The organism is Streptomyces sp. NPDC048671 (genome assembly GCF_055587045.1).
The window spans coordinates 272,814-290,162 of the sequence record NZ_JBVJHB010000003.1 but is presented as its reverse complement, the minus strand read 5'-3'; the positions used below and the strand labels follow the sequence as shown (position 1 = coordinate 290,162).

The 17,349-nt window shown below is 72.2% G+C and carries 16 protein-coding genes; 4 read left to right on the top strand and 12 right to left on the bottom strand.

The window, feature by feature from the left end:
- Positions 1-67: 67 nt before the first annotated feature.
- From ACZ6S6_RS08210 to ACZ6S6_RS08200, 3 genes are all read right to left on the bottom strand, one after another.
- Positions 68-1,636, bottom strand: a complete 1,569-nt coding sequence (locus ACZ6S6_RS08210; RefSeq protein WP_469704393.1) for a 3-hydroxyacyl-CoA dehydrogenase — start codon at positions 1,634-1,636, stop codon at positions 68-70.
- A gap of 117 nt (positions 1,637-1,753) precedes the next feature.
- A complete protein-coding gene (locus tag ACZ6S6_RS08205; RefSeq protein ID WP_469704392.1) occupies positions 1,754-2,530 on the bottom strand; it encodes a CoA-transferase subunit beta in 777 nt (258 codons plus the stop codon).
- A 52-nt stretch (positions 2,531-2,582) separates the two neighbouring features.
- Complete coding sequence (locus ACZ6S6_RS08200) at positions 2,583-3,500, bottom strand: CoA transferase subunit A (protein ID WP_469704512.1); 918 nt, start codon at positions 3,498-3,500, stop codon at positions 2,583-2,585.
- Between the two features lie 180 nt (positions 3,501-3,680).
- Between ACZ6S6_RS08200 and ACZ6S6_RS08195 the strand changes: the two genes are divergently transcribed.
- The gene (locus tag ACZ6S6_RS08195; RefSeq protein ID WP_469704391.1) at positions 3,681-4,577 is read left to right on the top strand and encodes a LysR family transcriptional regulator; all 897 of its coding nucleotides are present in this window, start codon (positions 3,681-3,683) and stop codon (positions 4,575-4,577) included.
- A 207-nt stretch (positions 4,578-4,784) separates the two neighbouring features.
- Positions 4,785-6,011 carry an acetyl-CoA C-acetyltransferase gene (locus tag ACZ6S6_RS08190; protein WP_362954742.1) on the top strand — a complete coding sequence of 409 codons (1,227 nt, stop codon included), beginning with the start codon at positions 4,785-4,787 and terminating at the stop codon, positions 6,009-6,011.
- Between the two features lie 54 nt (positions 6,012-6,065).
- Here ACZ6S6_RS08190 and ACZ6S6_RS08185 read toward each other — a convergent pair whose 3' ends face one another.
- The 4 genes from ACZ6S6_RS08185 to ACZ6S6_RS08170 all read right to left on the bottom strand — a co-directional run bounded on the left by ACZ6S6_RS08185 (position 6,066) and on the right by ACZ6S6_RS08170 (position 10,190).
- A complete protein-coding gene (locus ACZ6S6_RS08185) occupies positions 6,066-7,529 on the bottom strand; it encodes a sialate:H+ symport family MFS transporter (protein ID WP_469704390.1) in 1,464 nt (487 codons plus the stop codon).
- 62 nt (positions 7,530-7,591) lie between these two features.
- Positions 7,592-8,272: an N-acetylmannosamine-6-phosphate 2-epimerase gene (locus ACZ6S6_RS08180; RefSeq protein ID WP_362954739.1), complete on the bottom strand. Its 681-nt coding sequence runs from the start codon at positions 8,270-8,272 to the stop codon at positions 7,592-7,594.
- Positions 8,269-9,234: an ROK family protein gene (locus tag ACZ6S6_RS08175; protein WP_469704389.1), complete on the bottom strand. Its 966-nt coding sequence runs from the start codon at positions 9,232-9,234 to the stop codon at positions 8,269-8,271. The genes ACZ6S6_RS08180 and ACZ6S6_RS08175 overlap by 4 nt, the downstream gene beginning before the upstream one ends.
- Positions 9,231-10,190, bottom strand: a complete 960-nt coding sequence (locus tag ACZ6S6_RS08170; RefSeq protein ID WP_469704388.1) for a dihydrodipicolinate synthase family protein — start codon at positions 10,188-10,190, stop codon at positions 9,231-9,233. Before ACZ6S6_RS08170 ends, ACZ6S6_RS08175 begins: the two co-directional genes overlap by 4 nt.
- Positions 10,191-10,341: 151 nt before the next feature.
- Here ACZ6S6_RS08170 and ACZ6S6_RS08165 point away from each other — a divergent pair, with 151 nt between their 5' ends.
- Both ACZ6S6_RS08165 and ACZ6S6_RS08160 read left to right on the top strand, forming a co-directional pair.
- Positions 10,342-11,028, top strand: a complete 687-nt coding sequence (locus tag ACZ6S6_RS08165; protein WP_362954733.1) for a FadR/GntR family transcriptional regulator — start codon at positions 10,342-10,344, stop codon at positions 11,026-11,028.
- A gap of 119 nt (positions 11,029-11,147) precedes the next feature.
- Positions 11,148-11,417, top strand: a complete 270-nt coding sequence (locus tag ACZ6S6_RS08160) for a hypothetical protein (protein WP_362954732.1) — start codon at positions 11,148-11,150, stop codon at positions 11,415-11,417.
- Positions 11,418-11,523: 106 nt separating this feature from the next.
- Here the strand turns inward: ACZ6S6_RS08160 and ACZ6S6_RS08155 are convergent, their stop codons facing one another.
- The 5 genes from ACZ6S6_RS08155 to ACZ6S6_RS08135 all read right to left on the bottom strand — a co-directional run bounded on the left by ACZ6S6_RS08155 (position 11,524) and on the right by ACZ6S6_RS08135 (position 17,219).
- Positions 11,524-12,705 carry an FAD-dependent monooxygenase gene (locus tag ACZ6S6_RS08155; RefSeq protein WP_469704387.1) on the bottom strand — a complete coding sequence of 394 codons (1,182 nt, stop codon included), beginning with the start codon at positions 12,703-12,705 and terminating at the stop codon, positions 11,524-11,526.
- A 117-nt stretch (positions 12,706-12,822) separates the two neighbouring features.
- Positions 12,823-14,262 (bottom strand): sialidase family protein, encoded by a 1,440-nt coding sequence (locus tag ACZ6S6_RS08150; RefSeq protein ID WP_469704386.1) that lies wholly within the window; start codon positions 14,260-14,262, stop codon positions 12,823-12,825.
- 67 nt (positions 14,263-14,329) lie between these two features.
- Positions 14,330-15,214: a laminin G domain-containing protein gene (locus ACZ6S6_RS08145; protein WP_469704385.1), complete on the bottom strand. Its 885-nt coding sequence runs from the start codon at positions 15,212-15,214 to the stop codon at positions 14,330-14,332.
- Positions 15,215-15,244: 30 nt separating this feature from the next.
- Positions 15,245-16,288: an acetylxylan esterase gene (locus ACZ6S6_RS08140; protein ID WP_469704384.1), complete on the bottom strand. Its 1,044-nt coding sequence runs from the start codon at positions 16,286-16,288 to the stop codon at positions 15,245-15,247.
- A 199-nt stretch (positions 16,289-16,487) separates the two neighbouring features.
- Positions 16,488-17,219 (bottom strand): FadR/GntR family transcriptional regulator, encoded by a 732-nt coding sequence (locus tag ACZ6S6_RS08135; protein WP_469704383.1) that lies wholly within the window; start codon positions 17,217-17,219, stop codon positions 16,488-16,490.
- Positions 17,220-17,349 lie beyond the last annotated feature (130 nt).

The following is a 17,349-nucleotide window of genomic DNA, read 5'->3' as shown; positions in this document are numbered from 1 at the left end:
TCCCCGCCCACCTAGGGCGATGTCCGCCCCGTGACATAGCTGTCCGCCCCGTGACATAGCTGTCCGCTCATACCGTGCTGTTGCTCTCCGTGCCGACCAGGCAGTCCGCCGGGGACGTGCCGGGGTCCGTCAGGGCCAGGCCCAGCGCGGCGCGTTCGGTGACCCAGCGGGTCGGGCGGTGGCGCGGGTCGCCGGTCGTCGCGTACAGGGCCCGGTGCAGCTCCAGCAGCCGGGCCGCGCCGATCCGGTCGCCCCAGGCCAGCGGGCCGACCGGATAGCCCAGACCGGTCGTGACGGCCAGATCGATATCGGCCGGGGTCGCCAGGGCGCGTTCCGCGATGGACGCCGAGACCGACACGATCGACGCGAGCAGCCGCTGGGCGACCGAGCCCGCCGTGTCCCGTACCACCGACACCGCGAACGGCTCGCCGTCGTCCGATGCCCGTGCCAGTACCGCGCGGGCGTCCCGCGCGGCACCCGCTTCCGCGGCCGGTGTCACGGCGAGGACCCGGCGGCGCCCGGCCGCGGGCAGCGGGTCCACCCCGAAGGTGCGCCCGGCCGGCAGCCGGTGCGCGGCCACCGCGGAGGCGACCGTGGTGCCCCAGACCGGGACCAGCACCAGGGCCTCGGTCGAGGGCTCCGGGCCGGACTCGACCGTGGCGCCCGCGGCGGTCAGCGCCTCGCGCAGGGCGGCGGCGTCCCGCTCGTCCCCTGTGGCGGCGAAGACGTGCACCGGACGGTCCGGGTCACCCGTGACGGGCGCCTCCGCGGCCGGGGCGGGCGCCTCGGGGCCGTACGCGAACCAGCCGCGTCCGGTCTTGCGGCCGTGCAGACCGGCCGCCACCCGGTTCGGGGTCAGGTAGGAGGGGCGCAGCCGGTCCTCATACCGGAAGCCCTCCCAGATCGAGTCGATCACCGCTGCCGTCACGTCGAGCCCGGTGAGGTCCATCAGCTCGAACGGGCCCATTCGCAGGCCGAGTACGTCCCGTGCGATCCGGTCGATGCCCGCCGGGTCGCTCACGGTCTCCTCCAGCAGCGCGAGCGCCTCCGTGACCAGCCCGCGCCCGGCGTGGTTGATGAGGAAGCCGGGGGTGTCGGCGACCGTGACCGCGCGGTGCCCGCAGCTCTCCACGAGCGCCGTCAGCAGCGGCGGGATGCCGGGGCGGGTGGCCGCGCCCGGCACTACCTCGACGATCCGCATCAGGGGAACCGGGTTGAAGAAGTGCAGCCCGGCCAGCCGCGTCGGGTCCTTCAGCGCGGCGCCGATCCGGGTCACGGACAGTGAGGAGGTGTTGGTCGCGAACACGGCCGAGGCGGGCAGCACCCGCTCCAGCCGGCCGAAGACCTCCGTCTTGGTGGCGAGGTCCTCCCGTACGGCCTCGATGACCAGCTCGACCTCCGGGCCCTCGGCCCACGGGTCCGCAAGCGGGATCAGCCGGTCCACGGCGGCCGCCGCGTCCCCGGCGGACATCCGGCCCTTCTGCACGGCCCGCTCCAGCATGGAGCGCACGAAGCCGGCCGCCTCGGTCACCGCCTCCGGCCGTACGTCGCACAGCTCGACGGTGTGTCCGGCGGCGGCCGCCCACTGGGCGATGCCGCGGCCCATGGCTCCGGCTCCGACGATCCTGATACGCATGGCAGTGGGGGCCTCTCGGGTTGGTGGACGGGCCGATCGTGCGGATCGGGCGGGTCGTGCGGATCGGGCGGGTCGTGCGGATCGGGCGGATCGGGCGGATCGTGCGGATCGGGCGGGTCAGCGGAGATACACACGGTCCGGGTCGACATCCTCGCGCAGCAGCCGCAGCTCGTCCCGTGTCGGGGGTGGCACCTCCTCGACCGTGCCGGCGACCCGGAGGTCCCAGCCGGTGGCCGCCCGGACCTGCTCGACGGTGACGCCCGGGTGGACGGCGACCAGCCGCAGCTCCTCGCCCACCCCCTCACGGGCCAGGATGCCCAGTTCGGTGATGACGCGGGTGACTCCGGCGCCCAGTGGCCGGATGCCCTCGGCCAGTGCGCGGTCCGGTCCGGGCGTGGTGCAGAAGTCCAGCTCCGCGGTGAAGGAGCGCGGATCGTGACGGCGCATCACCACGAAGACCTCGCGGGAGTTGGCCATCACCTCGACCCCGCCCCCGGAACCCGGCAGACGGACCGACGGGCTCTCCCAGTCGCCGATCACCGAGGTGTTGAGGCTGCCCCAGCGGTCGATCTGCGCGGCCCCGAGGAACCCGACATCGATATGGCCGCCCTGGAGCACACAGCCGAAGAGCATCGGCATCGAGATCACCGCCTCCGCCCCCGTGATCAGGACGGCGTCGGCGATGGTCTCCGGCAGCCGCGAGGGGTGGGCGCCGCAGACCCCGGACTCGTACACCACCTCGATGTCCGGGGCGACCGTCAGATGGGCCAGTTCGGTGGCGAGGGTCGGCAGGCCGATCCCGGCGAACACCGTGCGGCGCGCGGCCAGTTCGCGGGAGGCGACGACGGCGAGCAGTTCGGACGAGGTGATGGTGCCCGGTGCGGTGGTGGTCATGACCCGTTCCTTCCGTGTCCCGTGTGCGGATCCGTCCGGGGCCCGTGGGTGCTCACAGCCGGCGCCCGTAGTTCACCGGTTCGCTGAGCGCCTCGCCGACCGCGAGCCCGGCCCAGAACTCCTCGCCGAGCTTCTCGACGTACTCCGCGTGGTCGGCCGTTCCGCGCACCCACTCGTCCAGCCAGTCCTGGAGCCGCCGCGGATCCTTGCTGATGTGCGACCAGGCCCGGTAGAAGGCGTTGTCCCGGTCGTAGTACCCCTGGGCGAAGGACGGATGCGCGCCGCGCGGGCAGCAGACGACCGCGTCGACCGCGTGGGCGGGGACCAGGGTGCGGTTCGGGTCCGAGCGGATCACCTCGTCGTCCACGATCTCCTCCACGACGACGACCGCCTTCTCCGCCGCGTACACCGCCTCGGCCTGAATGCCGGTCAGGCCCCATATCTGGGTGTTGCCGCTGCGGTCGGCGCGCTGCGCGTGGATGATCGTCACGTCCGGGTTGACGGGCGGTACGACATAGATCTGCTCGGGTTCGCCGTCCGGCCCCGGATAGGGCGAGGTGACCTTGCGCAGATCGCTGTTGACGGACGGCAGATCGCTGCCCGCGTAGGAGCGCAGCGGATAGAACGGCAGCCGCTGGGAACCGGCGAGATAGCGGCAGATCATCCCGTAGTGGCTGTACTCCTCGAAGGCGAGCGGTGCCGGGTCGGCGCTCTCGACACGGCGGCGGAGCTCACCGAGCGAACCGGCCGAGGAGTTGCCCACGAAGGAGGAGACCAGGCGCGTCACGCACCCCGCGGCGAGCATCTGGTCCACCACGATGTCCGCGGTCATCCGGATGACCGTCAGGTCCCGGCGGCCCTGGCGGATGATCTCGTGACCCGCGGCGGTCGGGATGAGATGGGTGAAGCCTTCGAGGCAGACGGTGTCACCGTCGTGGACGAAGCCGGCGATCGCCGCCCTCATCGACATCGTCTTGTCCTTCCGGCCCGTCCTGGCCACGGTGCTCCTCCGCTGCGTGTGCGTCGTCGCGCCCCGCGGTGCGTGCGCGTCGCCCTACCGTGCCAGCGGCCATTGATTGCTGTCCAATACCAAATTAAGGTCGGATCAAGACGGCTGATTAATCAATGATCGCCGAGGTGAGGGGCGGGTATGGAACTGCGTCATCTGTCCGCTTTTGTCGCCGTGGCCGAGGAGTTGCACTTCGGCCGGGCCGCCAAGCGGCTCCAGATGGCCCAGCCGCCGCTGAGCCAGCAGATCCGGCAGCTGGAGAAGGAGCTCGGCGTCCAGCTCTTCGAGCGCAACACCCGCTCGGTGCGGCTCACCAGCGCGGGGGAGTCGTTCCTCCAGCCCGTACGGACCGTGCTCGACGACCTCGACATCGCGGTACGGGCCGCGAAGGCCGCGGGCCGCGGCGAGTACGGGCGGGTCAGCATCGGCTTCGCGGGCGCCTCCAGCCACGAGACGCTGCCCCGGCTGACCCGGGCGGTGCGCGCCGCCCACCCCGGCATCGAGCTGGTCATGACGGGCCAGACCTACGCCAACGTCGCGCTGGCGCGGGTCGCGGACGGCTCGCTTGACCTGGGGTTCGTCCGGCTGCCGGTGACCCAGCCGGGCGTGTCCCACCGGGTGATCGACGAGGAGGAGCTCGTCTGCGCGCTCCCCTCCGACCACCCGCTCGCCGACCGGGACAGCGTCTCCATCGGGGTCCTGGCCGAGGAGCCGTTCGTCGTGTTCCCCGCCAACACCGGCTCGACCGTGCGCGACGCGATGGTCGGGGCCTGCGAGGCCGCCGGGTTCAACCCGCGGGTGGTGCAGGAGGCCCCCGACTCGTACACGATTCTGGCGCTGGTCGCCGCGGGCGTCGGGGTGACCCTCACCGTCACCTCCGTCCAGCACATCCAGCAGAACGGCCTCGTCTACCGCCCGCTCGCCGGCCCGCCCATCCGGCGCCAGGCGGCTCTGGCCTGGCGGGCCGACAACCCGTCCGCCGCCCTGCGCGCGGTGCTCGCCGTCGCGGAGGACGCCCTGCCCACGCCGTCCTCGTGACCGCTCGCCCCGATTGAGACGCGCTGCGTCTCGAATCAGGGGGAACTGGATATTGGACCGGCTCAGTCGCCGGGTGCAAGGGTCACCCCACACCCTTGCCGCCTTCACCCCGCCCCGATTCCGTCCTCTAATCCGTCCTTCCCTCCGCCCCCACTCCCTCCCCGTCCCCCACTCCCACCCCGTCCCCCTTCCCGGAAAGGTCCCGCCGTGCCCGACCAGAACGATGTCGTGATCTGCGAACCGCTGCGCACCCCCATCGGCCGCTTCGGCGGAGCGCTCGCGGGGCAGGCGCCGGCCTCCCTCGCCGCGCTCGTCATCGCCGAGGTCGTCGCCCGCACCGGAATCGACCCGGACCGGGTCGACGAGGTGATCCTCGGCAGCGCCTACCCGTCCGCCGACGCCCCCGCCATCGGCCGGGTCGCCGCGCTCGACGCCGGGCTCCCGCAGTCCGTCACCGGCACGCAGATCGACCGCCGCTGCGGCTCCGGACTGCAGGCCGTCCTCGACGCGGCGATGCAGATCAGGGCCGGCTTCAGCGAGGTGGTGATCGCGGGCGGCGTCGACGTGATGAGCGCCGCCCCCTACTACACGCACGACGGCCGCTGGGGCATCAAGGGCCCCGGCCTCCAGCTGCACGACTCGCTCGCCCGGGGCCGGGTCACCGCGGGCGGCATCAACCACCCCGTGCCCGGCGGCATGATCGAGACCGCCGAGAACCTGCGACGGGAGTACGGCATCAGCCGCGCCGACCAGGACGCCCTCGCCCTGCGCTCGCAGCGGCGCGCCGGCCGGGCCGCGGCCGAGGGGCGGTACGAGGCGGAGACCGTCCCCGTCACCGTACGCACCCGCAAGGGCGAGACGGTGGTCACCGCCGACGAGCACCCGCGCCCGGACACCACCGCCGAACAGCTCGCGGCCCTGCGCCCGGTCATGGGCAAGGCCGACCCGGCGGCCACCGTCACCGCGGGCAACGCCAGCGGCCAGAACGACGCGGCCGCCGCCTGCCTGGTGACCAGCGCCGCCACCGCGGAACGGCTCGGCCTCACCCCGCTCGTCCGGCTCGTCTCCTTCGCCCGCGCCGGGGTCCCCGCCGCCACTATGGGCATCGGCCCCGTCCCCGCCACCCGCACGGCGCTCGCCCGCGCCGGGCTCACCCTCGCCGACCTGGACCTGATCGAGCTCAACGAGGCCTTCGCCGCCCAGGTGCTGGCCTGCACCCGCGAACTGGGACTCGGCGAGAAGGACCACGAGGAGCGGATCAACGTGAACGGCTCCGGAGTCTCCCTCGGCCACCCCGTCGGCGCCACCGGCGCCCGCATCCTCGCCACGCTGACCAGGGAACTGCACCGCCGCGAGGCGCGCTACGGCCTGGAGACGATGTGCATCGGCGGCGGCCAGGGCCTCGCCGCGGTCTTCGAGCGCATCGCGGTCTGAGAACGCCACCACCGCGCGGAACACCCTGCGGCGCGGCCGCACATCTGCGCCGGGTCAGGTGGCCTGCCGCGCCACAGGCGCGGGTTCCTCCGCCGTCGCCGGCGCGAGGTGGTCCGGCGTGGAGTCCGGGTCCGTCAGCCGGTTCAGCCGCGCCGGTACGTCGAGGCCGACCAGCACCACCACGATCACCGTGCCCGCGAACGTCAGCACCGCCAGTGCCTGACCCAGGTCCATGCCGGAGGCGAGACGCGCGCCGAGGACCGGGGCGACGGCCCCGCCGAGAGCGCCCACGTTGTACGTGAAGCCGAGCGCCGCGCCCCGGCTCGCCGTCGGGAAGTGCCCGCCGATGTAGCGCGGCAGCAGCCCGGAGATGCCGAAGCTCGTCGCCTGGAGCAGGAAGAGCAGGATGCCGAGCACCAGCAGGTTGTTCTGCACGGCGAACACCGGATAGACGAAGGCCAGCGAGGCCAGCAGGGTCAGCGCGTACGCCTTCTTCGCCCCGATCCGGTCGCCCAGGAAGCCCGCGACCCAGCAGCCGACCATGGTGCCGAAACCGGCGAAGTACAGGACGTCGGTGACCTGGTCCGTGCTGTAGCCCAGCTCGGTCTTCAGATACGTCGGCAGCAGCGCCTGGATCGGCCACGAGTACAGGAACGCGAAGAACAGCGTCACGATCATCGACAGATACAGCACCCAGCTCCGCCTGCCGCCCAGTTGCACGGCGAACGCGGCGAGCGAGAGACCGGCGATCACCGAGAGCACCGGCACCATCCCGGCGCCGTCGGGCGTGAAGACGAGGAACAGCGAGACCGTGGCGACGACGACCAGCACCGTGTTGGCCGTGGCCCGGCCGCGGGTGACGAACAGCGGCCCGAACGGATTGGGCCTGGCGCCCTTCTCCGCGACGGACTCCGTCCACTCCTCGGCCTCCGGCAGCGCGCGCCGCATCCACAGCGCGATGACGATCGGGACGAGGCCCAGATAGAACATCCAGCGCCAGCCGAGGGAGGGGACCACCCAGTTGTAGACCTGGGCGGCGAGCACCGAACCGACCGAGAAGCCGGAGATCAGGAAGCCGCTGGCCCGGCTGCGCATCCCGGCGGGCCAGCTCTCCATGACGTACGTGGAGCTGGCGCTGTACTCACCGGCCATGCCCATGCCGATGGCCAGCCGGGCGGCGAACAGACTGTGGTAGTTCCACGCGAACCCGCAGGCGAACGTACCCACCGAGTACAGCAGGATGCTCAGCACCATGGAGAGTTTGCGGCCGTACCGGTCACCGATGGCGCCGAGCACCGCCCCGCCCAGCCAGCGGGTGATGAACGCGCCGGAGATCAGGCTGGCCGCCTGCACCGTGCTCAGGCCGAACTCGTCACTGATCTCCGTCAGCACGAGGGTGATCAGCACGAAGTCGAAGCCGTCGAGGACATAGCCGATCCAGGCGGCGAAGAACGACTTCCACTGGGTGCGGCTGACCTGGCGGTACCAGGGGAGCGTGGGGGGTGATGTGGTCTGCACGGTGACTCCAGGATGCGGGACGGCGCTCTCCCTTGAACAGCCGCCCCGCGTGGTGGGGAGGGTCAGGGCCGGGCGATGCCTGCGACGAAGCGGGCGGTCAGGGCCGTGGGAGCGGTGATGGCGGTGCCGACGACGACGCTGTGCGCGCCGCGGCGCAGGGCCTCGGCCGCCTCATCGGGGGTGTTGATACGGCCTTCGGCGACGACCGGGACGTCGATCGCGGCGGACAGCGCGGCGACCAGATCGAGGTCGGGGCCGGTCTGCTTCGGGGTGCCGGGAACGTAGCCGGACAGCGTCGTGGAGACGAAGTCCGCCCCCAGCCGGGCCGCCGCGACCCCCTCTTCGAGGGTGGAGACATCGGCCATCACCAGGGCGCCGGCCGCGTGGACCGCCTCGACGAGCTCGGCGAACGTCGAGCCGTCGGGGCGCGGCCGGTCGGTGGCGTCGGCGGCGACGACGGCCGCACCCGCCTCGGCGACCGCCAGGGCGTGCCGGACGGTCGGCGTGATGTAGACCCCGATGTCGCCGTCCTTCCACAGACCGATGACCGGCAGGTCGACGGCCTCGACGATCGCGGCGACGACCGCCGGCTCGTTGGCCCGGATCGCGGCGCCGCCACCGGCGACCGCCGACTGAGCGAGGCGTACCAGGGTGGCGGTCTCCCGCATCGGGTCGCCGGGCGGGGCCTGGCAGGACACGATCAGCTTGCCCTGGAGGAAGGCGGCCAGTTTCTGTGCGGTCATCGGTGAGCTCCCGGGTGGTGGAGGGGAAGGGTGGTGGTCAGGGCGGCCGCTCCGAGCACGGCCGCGTCGTGGCCGAGGAGCGGAGCCCGCGGTACGAGCCCGCGCAGCGGTTCCATCAGTTCCGAGGTGAAGGCGGCCCGCAGGGCGTCCCCGTACAGGGGGCCGATCCGCGGGACCCCGCCGCCGACGACGACCCGGTCGGGCCCGAAGGCGTTGGCGAGTCCGCCGAGCACATGGCCGGCGGCGGCCGCGCCGGTGGTGATGGCGGACGCGGCGTCGGTGTCGCCGCGCGCGGCCCGCGCGGCAACGGTCTCCAGCCGGTCCACCGGGGTGCCGGTCAGCCGCTCGTAGTGGGCGGCGATACCGGGCCCGGAGGCGATGACCTCCAGGTGGCCGGTGGCGCCACAGGTGCAGGGCAGCCCGGCCGCCTCGGGGCTGGGCAGATGGCCGAGGTGCCCGGCGATGCCGGACGCGCCGTGCAGCATCCGCCCGTCGGCGGCGATCGCGCCGCCGACCCCGGTGCCGATGGCGGCGAAGAGCAGTGAGCCGTGCCCCGTACCGTCCGCGCCCAGCGCCGCGAGTTCCGGCCCGGCCGTGGCGCGTACGTCGTTGTCGCAGGCCACCGGGTACCCGGTACGGTCCGCGAGGCCGGCGCCCAGAGCGGTGCCGGCCCAGCCGCGGATGGAGTCGGTGGCACTGGTGACCATGCCGGTGCGGGGATCGATCACCCCGGCCGCCGCGATGCCGAGCACCGCGGCGGTGCGGCCGGGGTCGACCTCGGCCGCGGCGGCGGCGAGTGCGTCGAGGACCGCCGCCGCGCCGTCACGGGCCGGGGTGGGGCGGCTGTGCCGGGCCAGGACCGTGCCGTCGGCGCCGAGGAGCGCGGCGGCGATCTTCGTACCGCCGAGGTCGAGGCCGACGACCGGCCGCCCGGCCCGCGCTGTCCGAGCTGCCGAGGTCATCGGACCGGCGGCAGACCGGCGGCGCGCAGCAGTCCGGAGACCAGCGCGACGGATTCGGCGGACAGCTGGATCTGCGGGAACGCCGTGTCGCCGCAGTCGATGACGCCCAGCAGCCGGAGCGCCGACTTGAACGAGCCGAGCGCCGAGGAGCTGCGGCCCATGTCCGCCTCGGGGCCGACGTCGACCATGGCGAACAGCTCGATGAGCCGCTCCTGCTCCTTGGCGGCCAGCGCCCAGTCCCCGGCGCGCGCGGCCTCGTAGAGCCGCACGTAACCGGACGGGTCCACGTTGCCGATGCCCGGGACGACGCCGTCGGCCCCGGCGAGCAGCGCCGCGTCCACCGTCAGCTCGGAGCCGGTGAGGATGCTGAACTCCGGCACCGGACCCTGCGCGCGCCCCTCGCGCCCACCGAGCTCGACGACGAGCCGGCGCAGCCCGCCCTCGTCACCGCTGCTGTCCTTGAGCCCGGCCAGCGTGCCGTCCTCGGCCAGCTCACGGACCAGTGCGGCGGACAGCTTGCTGTGCACGGCGACCGGGATGTCGTACGCGAACAGCGGCAGGTCCACCTCGGCGCGCAGCCGGCGGAAGTGCCCGGCGATCTCCTTGCCGTGGGTGCGGGTGTAGAACGGCGCGGTCGCGACCAGCGCGTCCGCGCCCAGCTGGGCGGCGGACCTGGCATGCTCGACGACCCGGGCCGTGGTGGTGTCGATGACCCCGGCCAGCACCGGGACCCGCCCGTCGGTCGCGTTGACCACGGTCTCCAGGACCGTGGCGCGCTGTTCGTCGGTGAGGTAGGCGACCTCGCTGGTGGACCCGAGCGCGAAGAGTCCGTGCACGCCCCCGCCGATGAGGTGCTCGACGAGCCGGACGAGGGACGTGGTGTCGACCTCCCCGCGGGAGTCGAGCGGGGTGCAGACCGGCGGAACTACGCCGTGCAGCGGTGCGGTCAGAGACATGGTGGAGGCTCCAGCTGATCGGGATACCGATCCGGGGCCTGTGCGGCTACTCGGATCGAGACGTGAGACGTAAGATGTCCTATGTCTTGCTTCACCTTAAACAGATGCTCCTGTGACCGGTCAAGGGGCAACGGCACCTCAGGAGGACGTTGTGGCGCGGCCCACCATGGCTCAGGACATCGAGCGAAGGATCAAGGAACTGATCCTGGAACGCCGGCTCGCACCGGGCGACGCACTGCCCACCGAGGCCGAACTGATGGAGCTCTTCGGGGCCGGGCGGGTATCGGTGCGCGAGGCGCTCAAGTCGCTCCAGGCGGTCAACGTCGTCGAGATCCGCCGCGGATTCGGCACCTTCGTCGGCTCGCTCTCCCTGTCCCCGTTCGCCGAGGGCCTCGCCTTCCGCGCGGCGGTCCGCCACCGCCAGGGCGAACCGGGCCTCGCCGAGCTGATGAAGGTGCGCGAGGCCCTGGAGGCGGGCCTGGTGGGCGCCGTCGCGGCCGGGGTCCCGGACGAGGACATCGAAGTACTGCGCGCCCTGGTGGCGAAGATGGAGGAGGAGGCCGCCACCGGCCGGGTCGCCCGCGGCACCGACCGGGCCTTCCACCTCGCGCTGTACGCCTCGCTCGACAACCACCTGCTCAGCGAGGTGCTCGACGCCTTCTGGGCGGCGATGGACCGGGTGCGCGAGGACCTCGACGACGGCCACCAGGACCCATGGGTCACCTGCGCCCAGCACCGCGAGATCGTCGCGGCGGTGGCGGCGGCCGACGGCCTGCGCGCGGTAAGGGCGATGCGCACCCACTTCGACGGCATCCGCACCAGGCTCAGCCCGGCCTGAGCCGCGATCCCGCCGGCGGAACGACCGAACTCACCGATCAGGCCAAATGCTTTATTCCGCAAGGAATTTGATAGATCGTCACTGCTATATTGAAGGCGAGGCAGCAGAAGGGCGACACCATGAGCAGGCCATGGGAAGCGGACCCGGGAACGGACTTCAAGAGGCGCTTGGGCAAGTCGGCCCTGGAACTGGGTGCGACCAATTCCGGCCCTGAATGCCCGGACATCTGGGAGCTGGAGAACGGCGACGTCGCCGTGATCGGACGCGACCTCACCGCCTCCCTCGGCACCCGCCTGCCGGACGGAGTCTCGATCGGCCTGGACGAACGCCTCGTGGTCATCCCGCGCAGCATGCTCATCGCGGCGAAGCGGGACATCCCCGGTGTTTGAGTGCTTGGAGCAGGGCTCGCCTCCCGACGACAGCCCCTGAGGCCCGTCGCCGAAGCCTGTGGCGGGCAAGAAGGCCGCGCGCCCCGTACGCGGCCGCCCGCCCCCGTCAGCCCTCCGCCGCCCCGTACAGATAGCTGTCGGCGCCGTCCAGCGTCGCGCGGGACCACGTCGCCACCTCCGCCGGCCCCATCGCCGCCCAGTCCGGGGTCCGTTCGACCATCGCGTGCCCCAGTCTGCGGCCGAGGGCGACCAGTCTGGCTCCCTCGGGTGACCGCTCGGCCGCGTACGCGCGCAGCGCGTCGGCCGGGGAGGACGCCCCGCGCAGGACGCGTTCCAGGCAGAGCGCGTCCTGCAAGGCCTTGGTCGCGCCGCTGGCGGTGTGCGGTCTGGTGATGCTCGCCGCGTCGCCCGCCAGCAGGAACGGGGGGTCGGCCACCTGCGGGGCGTGGAAGTCGGCGACCGGGTGGTACGCCGTGGACGTGTGCTCGCCCCGGCCGACGAGAGCGGCCCAGTCCGCCGGGAAGTGCTCCTCGGCGATGCGCCGTACGTACGCCTCGCGCCCGGCGGTCCACGATGCCGGGGGAGGGGAGCCGTAGACGGCGTAGGCCAGCAGCCGGGATCCCGGTGCGGCGCCGGGGATCAGGTAGAAGACCCCGTGCCCGCCCCGGTATCCCAGCGTGATCCACGCGCTGCGCAGCAGATCGAGCAGGTGCGGATGACCGGCGAGCGCGGTGAGCGGCAGGGTGCCCCGCCACACGGCGTACCCCGCCGGAACCGGCCGTACCCCCGGGGCGACGGTCTCCCGGGTGACGGACCGGGGGCCGTCCGCCCCGACGACGATGTCGTACACCTGCTCCGAGTCAGCCGTCCGGATCACGGCGCCGCCCGAGGGGTGGCGCCGTACCTCGGTGACGGGCCGCCCCCGGTGGTACCGCACGGCGCCGCCGGTGTTCGCGTGCAGGGTGCGCCACAGAAGGCCCCAGTGACAGGCCGTCACCGCGCCTTCCTGGCGTGCCAGTTCGCGCGCGGTGGAGTGACCGCTCCGCCGGGTGAGCCAGACCCGGGAGGGCACCGGCGCCGTCGGCATTCCGGCGTCCAGATAGCCGGCCGCGACCAGCTCCCGGTACAGCGCCGGCGGGATGACGATGCCGAACCCCCGGTCCTCCAGGGCCCCGTCGCTGCGCTCGTGGACCGTCACCTGCGCGCCGGCCCTGGCCCCGGCGATCGCCATGGCACACCCGGCGACGCTCCCGCCGACCACTCCGATGCGTAAAACCGATCCCGCCATGTGTCCGCCACCACTTCCCGGTTGCTCCGCCTGCCGCGCGTCGCACCCATTCAACGGCCGCGGGCCGGGGCACGTCCAACCGCCGTGCGGCGGTCGGACGTACGGGACTCGCCCCGGTTACGGAGTGACCGTCACCGTCGTACTGCCCTGGGCCTGCTTGCCGTTCGCCCGGTACGTCGCGGTGAGCGCGGCGCTGCCGGAGGCGCCGGCCGCGACGGTGACCGGGATGTTGATGTTGGCGCCCTGGCCGGGGTTCAGCGCGGGGATCACGGTCCGCGCGGTGGTCCAGCCGCCCGGCACGGTCAGGTCGATCGTGCCCGCGTCCCGGCGTACGTCCATCCGGTTGACGACCCGGACCGTGACCTGGGCACTGGTCCCCGCCCTGAGCGAGGCGGGCGGGGTGATCGTGATGTCGGCGCAGGTGCCGCCCAGCCACTTCAGGTCGAACGAGTCGTACGTGATGTGCTCGGCGTTGCCGCGCTCGTAAAGCAGCCCGAGCCTGCCGTCCGGCAGCCGGGTCAGCGTCGAGTAGGCCGCGGCGCCGGGGTCGACGACCTTCCTGATCGGCCAGGTCTTCCCGTTGTCGCAGGACATCTTCACGGTCAGGTTGCGCCGTGCCCCGGTGTCCTCGGTGTTGCTGAACAGCAGCCACGAGGACTGCGGATCCGAGGCCGCGGCGTCGGGGGCGTACCGGATGACCGAGGCGTTGTTCGCCGGGTCGGGGAGCTGCGTGTCCTGGACGAACGGGGTATAGGTGACCCCGCCGTCCGTGGAGTACGCGATCGTCCGGTACGGCGCCGACCGGTTGTTGAGCATGACCGTGCCGTCGTTCAGCTCGACGGTCTTGTTCTCGTCGCCGCCGGGGCCGACCGGCTTGCCCATCTTCCAGGTGGCGCCGTGGTCGTCGCTGTACGCGCTCGCCGCGTAGTTGGCGCCGTTGATACGGACGGCGTACTGCTGGATCAGCCGGCCCTTGTGTGCCCCGTTGCGCAGTTGGATGCCCTCGCCGGACGCGGCGAACATCCCGGCCCAGGCGGGGTCCTTGATCTGCTTGGTGATCCGGCGATGGGTCCAGGTCAGCCCGTCGTCGTCCGAGTAGCTGTAGTCGGCCTGGAGGACGTCGGGGTCGCTCTCGTCGTTGCCGGTGGCCGAGCCGAAGAAGCCCTGGTTCACACCGGCCGCGTAGAACAGGAAGATCCGTCCGGTGGTCCGGTCGACCAGCAGGCTCGGGTCCCCGTAGCCCTTGGGCGCGGCGTCCTTGCGGACCACCTGCTGCGCCTGCCAGGTCGTACCGCCGTCGGTGCTGCGCCGCAGTACGACGCCGATGTTGGAGGGCAGGTCGCCGAGGGTGGGCCGGGCGTCGTAGGCCGCCAGCACGGTGCCCTTGACCGAGGTGGTCAGGGCCGGGATGCGGTAGTGGGGGGAGCCCACCCCGTCGACGGTCAGGTCCTGGGACGTGAGCGCGCCGGGGGTGGGTGACGCGGCCTGCGCGGTGCCGGTCACGGCGACCACCAGCATGGCGGCGCTGAGCAGGGCGACAGGGACAGTTCGCTGCATGGACGATCTCTCTTCTCGGAAGGGGTGGTGCTTCTCGAAGGGTGGGAGATTGGGGGGTGCGCCGGGATTACGGGATGCGCAGGGAGCAGACCGGGCTGTCTGCCTCGAAGATCCGCAGACGAGTTCGGCGCTGGTGGCGCCGCTCACTCCGGAATCGATCACGAAGTCGCGGTTCTTCGGCTTGCCCAGCTCCCACCGGACCCGTTCCGTCCAGTGTTCCGGGTAGCTGCGCCAGCCGTTGGTGTGCAGGGCGCCGTGGGTGATGCTGTCGCCGGTGATGACCCAGGTGGCCGGGGCGCCGCTGTTGAGGATCGTGGAGATCCGGCCCCAGGTCCGCGAGGTCGGGGCGCGGGCACTGCGCGACCAGTTCGCTCTCGTTCAGCACCCGGTCCCAGACGGCGGCCCGCTCGACGGTGCCGGTGCAGAACCACTCGCCGCCGGGGTGGTCGCTGTCGGTGTTGCGGCCCAGGGCGAGTGCGGTGAGCTTGGAGACGCTGCCGAAGAAGGCATGCCGCGCGGTCTCGAACACCACGCGTCCGCCGGCGTGCAGCCTGGTGCCGGAGGCGTTGACGGTGACCGCGACGGTGTGGCGCAGCCCGTCGTCGTACCGTGTCCTGGTCATGACATTCAGTAGTACCGATCCCTTCTCGCGTACGGAGAACTGGAGTGCGCCGCCACTCAGATTCAGAGTGATGTCGGAGGACGGGGCGGTGGGATCCGAGGCGCTGAACAGCGTCATCGCCTCGTTGTGACTGGTGGTGCGGAAGGTGACGACGATGGTTCCCGTGGTGAGCGGGGCGAGCACGCCGACCTGGTTCGACAGGTCGACGTACTCGCTGCCGTCCAGGTCCACGGGGGTGTCGTGGTCCAGGACCGGGCCGCTCCCCGCGGCGGCGAAGGCGCGGCCGCCGAGCCGGGTGCTCAGCGCCGCCGCGCCTGCGGCAAGAAGCATGGATCGTCTGCGCACGGAAGGTGCCTCCGGTCAGGAGTGTCCGGCCTGCCCCGACGGCAGACCGGCGAACAGGGTGCGCACCCAGGCCAGTTGCTCCCGCTGCTGGTACTCCGCGCCGCCCTCGTGCCCGTTGAACGCGTAGATCCGCACGTCCTTGGGCCCGGCGTAGTTGTTGTAGGCGGAGAAGCAGGTGGAGGGCGGGCAGATCTCGTCCATCATGGCGATCGAGAACAGGGCTGGAGCCGTGGCCCGGGTGGCGTGCAGCGCCGCGTCGAAGTACGACAGGGTGGTGAAGACGCCTTCGGCGCGGTCGCGGTGGAGCTTCAGGTACTCGGCGATCTCGGTGAACGGCGGGCGCCCCGAAATCTCCGTCGCGCGAGGGAAGTCGCAGAGGAACGGCACGTCCGGCATCACCCCGGCCAGTCCCGGCACCAGCCCCGACACGGCCAGCGCGATACCCCCGCCCTGGCTCACCCCGGTGACGACGATCCGGTCCGGATCGACCTCGGGATGGCTGCGCATCGCCTCGACGCAGCGCACCGCGTCGGTGAACAGCCGCCGGTAGTAGTACGTTTCCGGGCTCTCGATGCCACGGGTGAGGAAACCGGGGACGACTCCGGCCGCGCCGGCATCCGAATCCGCGGTGTCGCCGCCCGCCGCCGACCAGCCCTGGCCGCGGGTGTCCATGATCAGATGCGCGTAACCCGCCGACGCCCAGAGCAGGTTCTCGTGCGACAGGCCCCGGCCGCGCCCGTAGCCCAGGAACTCCACGACGCAGCCGAGGGGTTCGCTCGTCCCGATGGGCATCCGCAGCCAGCCGCGCACCGGTTGACCGGCGAAGCCGGGGACCGTCACGTCGTAGGTGCGGATCTGGGTGAGCCCGGTCTCCACCTCGGCGAACACCGGCTTCGGCGCCGGACCGTCCCCGGCTCCGTCCCTGGCTCCGGCTCCGGCTCCTGCTCCGGCTCCGGCTCCGTCCAGGGTCCGTGTCCAGAAGTCGTCGAAGTCCGCCGGGACGGGCAACGTCGGCCGGTAGTCGCGGCAGTCCGCGAGCGAGAGGTCCGTCAACGGCATGGAGGTGCCCTCCTGGGGGCGCGGTCGGGAAGTGCCAGGTGCGAGGTGAAGCACAGGTCATCAGACGGATGACGTCAGATGTCCTGTCGGCACACGGACCCTAGGCAGCCCCTGCGGCGCTCGTCAAGGGTGCGCCGGGCCGGGTGCGAGAGGCACTGGGCCCGGCCCGGTCACCGCGCCGCAGGCGTCGGCGAGCGGCTCAGCCCTTGGCGCCGTCGCGGGTCCGGGCCTCGGAGATCCTGCGCCTGACCGGGGCGTAGTGCTCACCGAGCGCCTGCATGAAGCCGACGGTGTCCCCGGCCCGCGCGGCGTCCACGATGTTCTGGTGCGCCGCGATCGTCGCCGTCTCGTCGGCCTGGGTGAATCCGTCGAGATGCGGCGCGACGATCGTGTACACGTCCCAGAAGGCCATCGAGAGCTGACCGATCAGCTCGTTGCCCAGCGGGGCGACGAGCAGTGCGTGGAACGCCCGGTCGGCGTCCACGAAACCGTGCCCCTCCTGCGCCCCGGTCTCGCGCATGGTGGCCACCAGGCCGTCCAGCGCGTCGAGCTGCTCCGGCGTGAGCAGCGTGACGATCCGGTCGGCCATCCCGCGCTCGAAGAGCTCGCGCACGTCGACCAGGTCGGCCATCACCTGGAAGTCGTCGTCGGGAGAGAGCAGCCCGCGGAAGGTCAGGCTCTCCACCAGCGCCGACAGGCTCAGCCTGCCGACGTACGTGCCGTGCCCGTGGCGGACCTCGACGATGTCCAGCGCGTTGAGGATCTTGACGGCCTCGCGGACGCTGGAGCGGCTGGCGCCGAGGGCCTCGCACAGGGCGGGCTCGGTGGGCAGCGGGTCCCCGGGGCGGAGCCTTTCTTCGAGGATGTACCGCTTGATGCCGTCGACGACTTCCTGCCGGAGCAACTGCCGGCCGGGCCTCGTTCCGGACATATGTGAACTCCCCACCTCTTGACCCCTCTCGATTGTCAAGCTACGTTCCCACGCTATCAAGGCATCAGACATCTGACGTCTGATGCTTCAGGTTCCACGGTCCCCGTGAACCACCGATCCACCGCCCGTC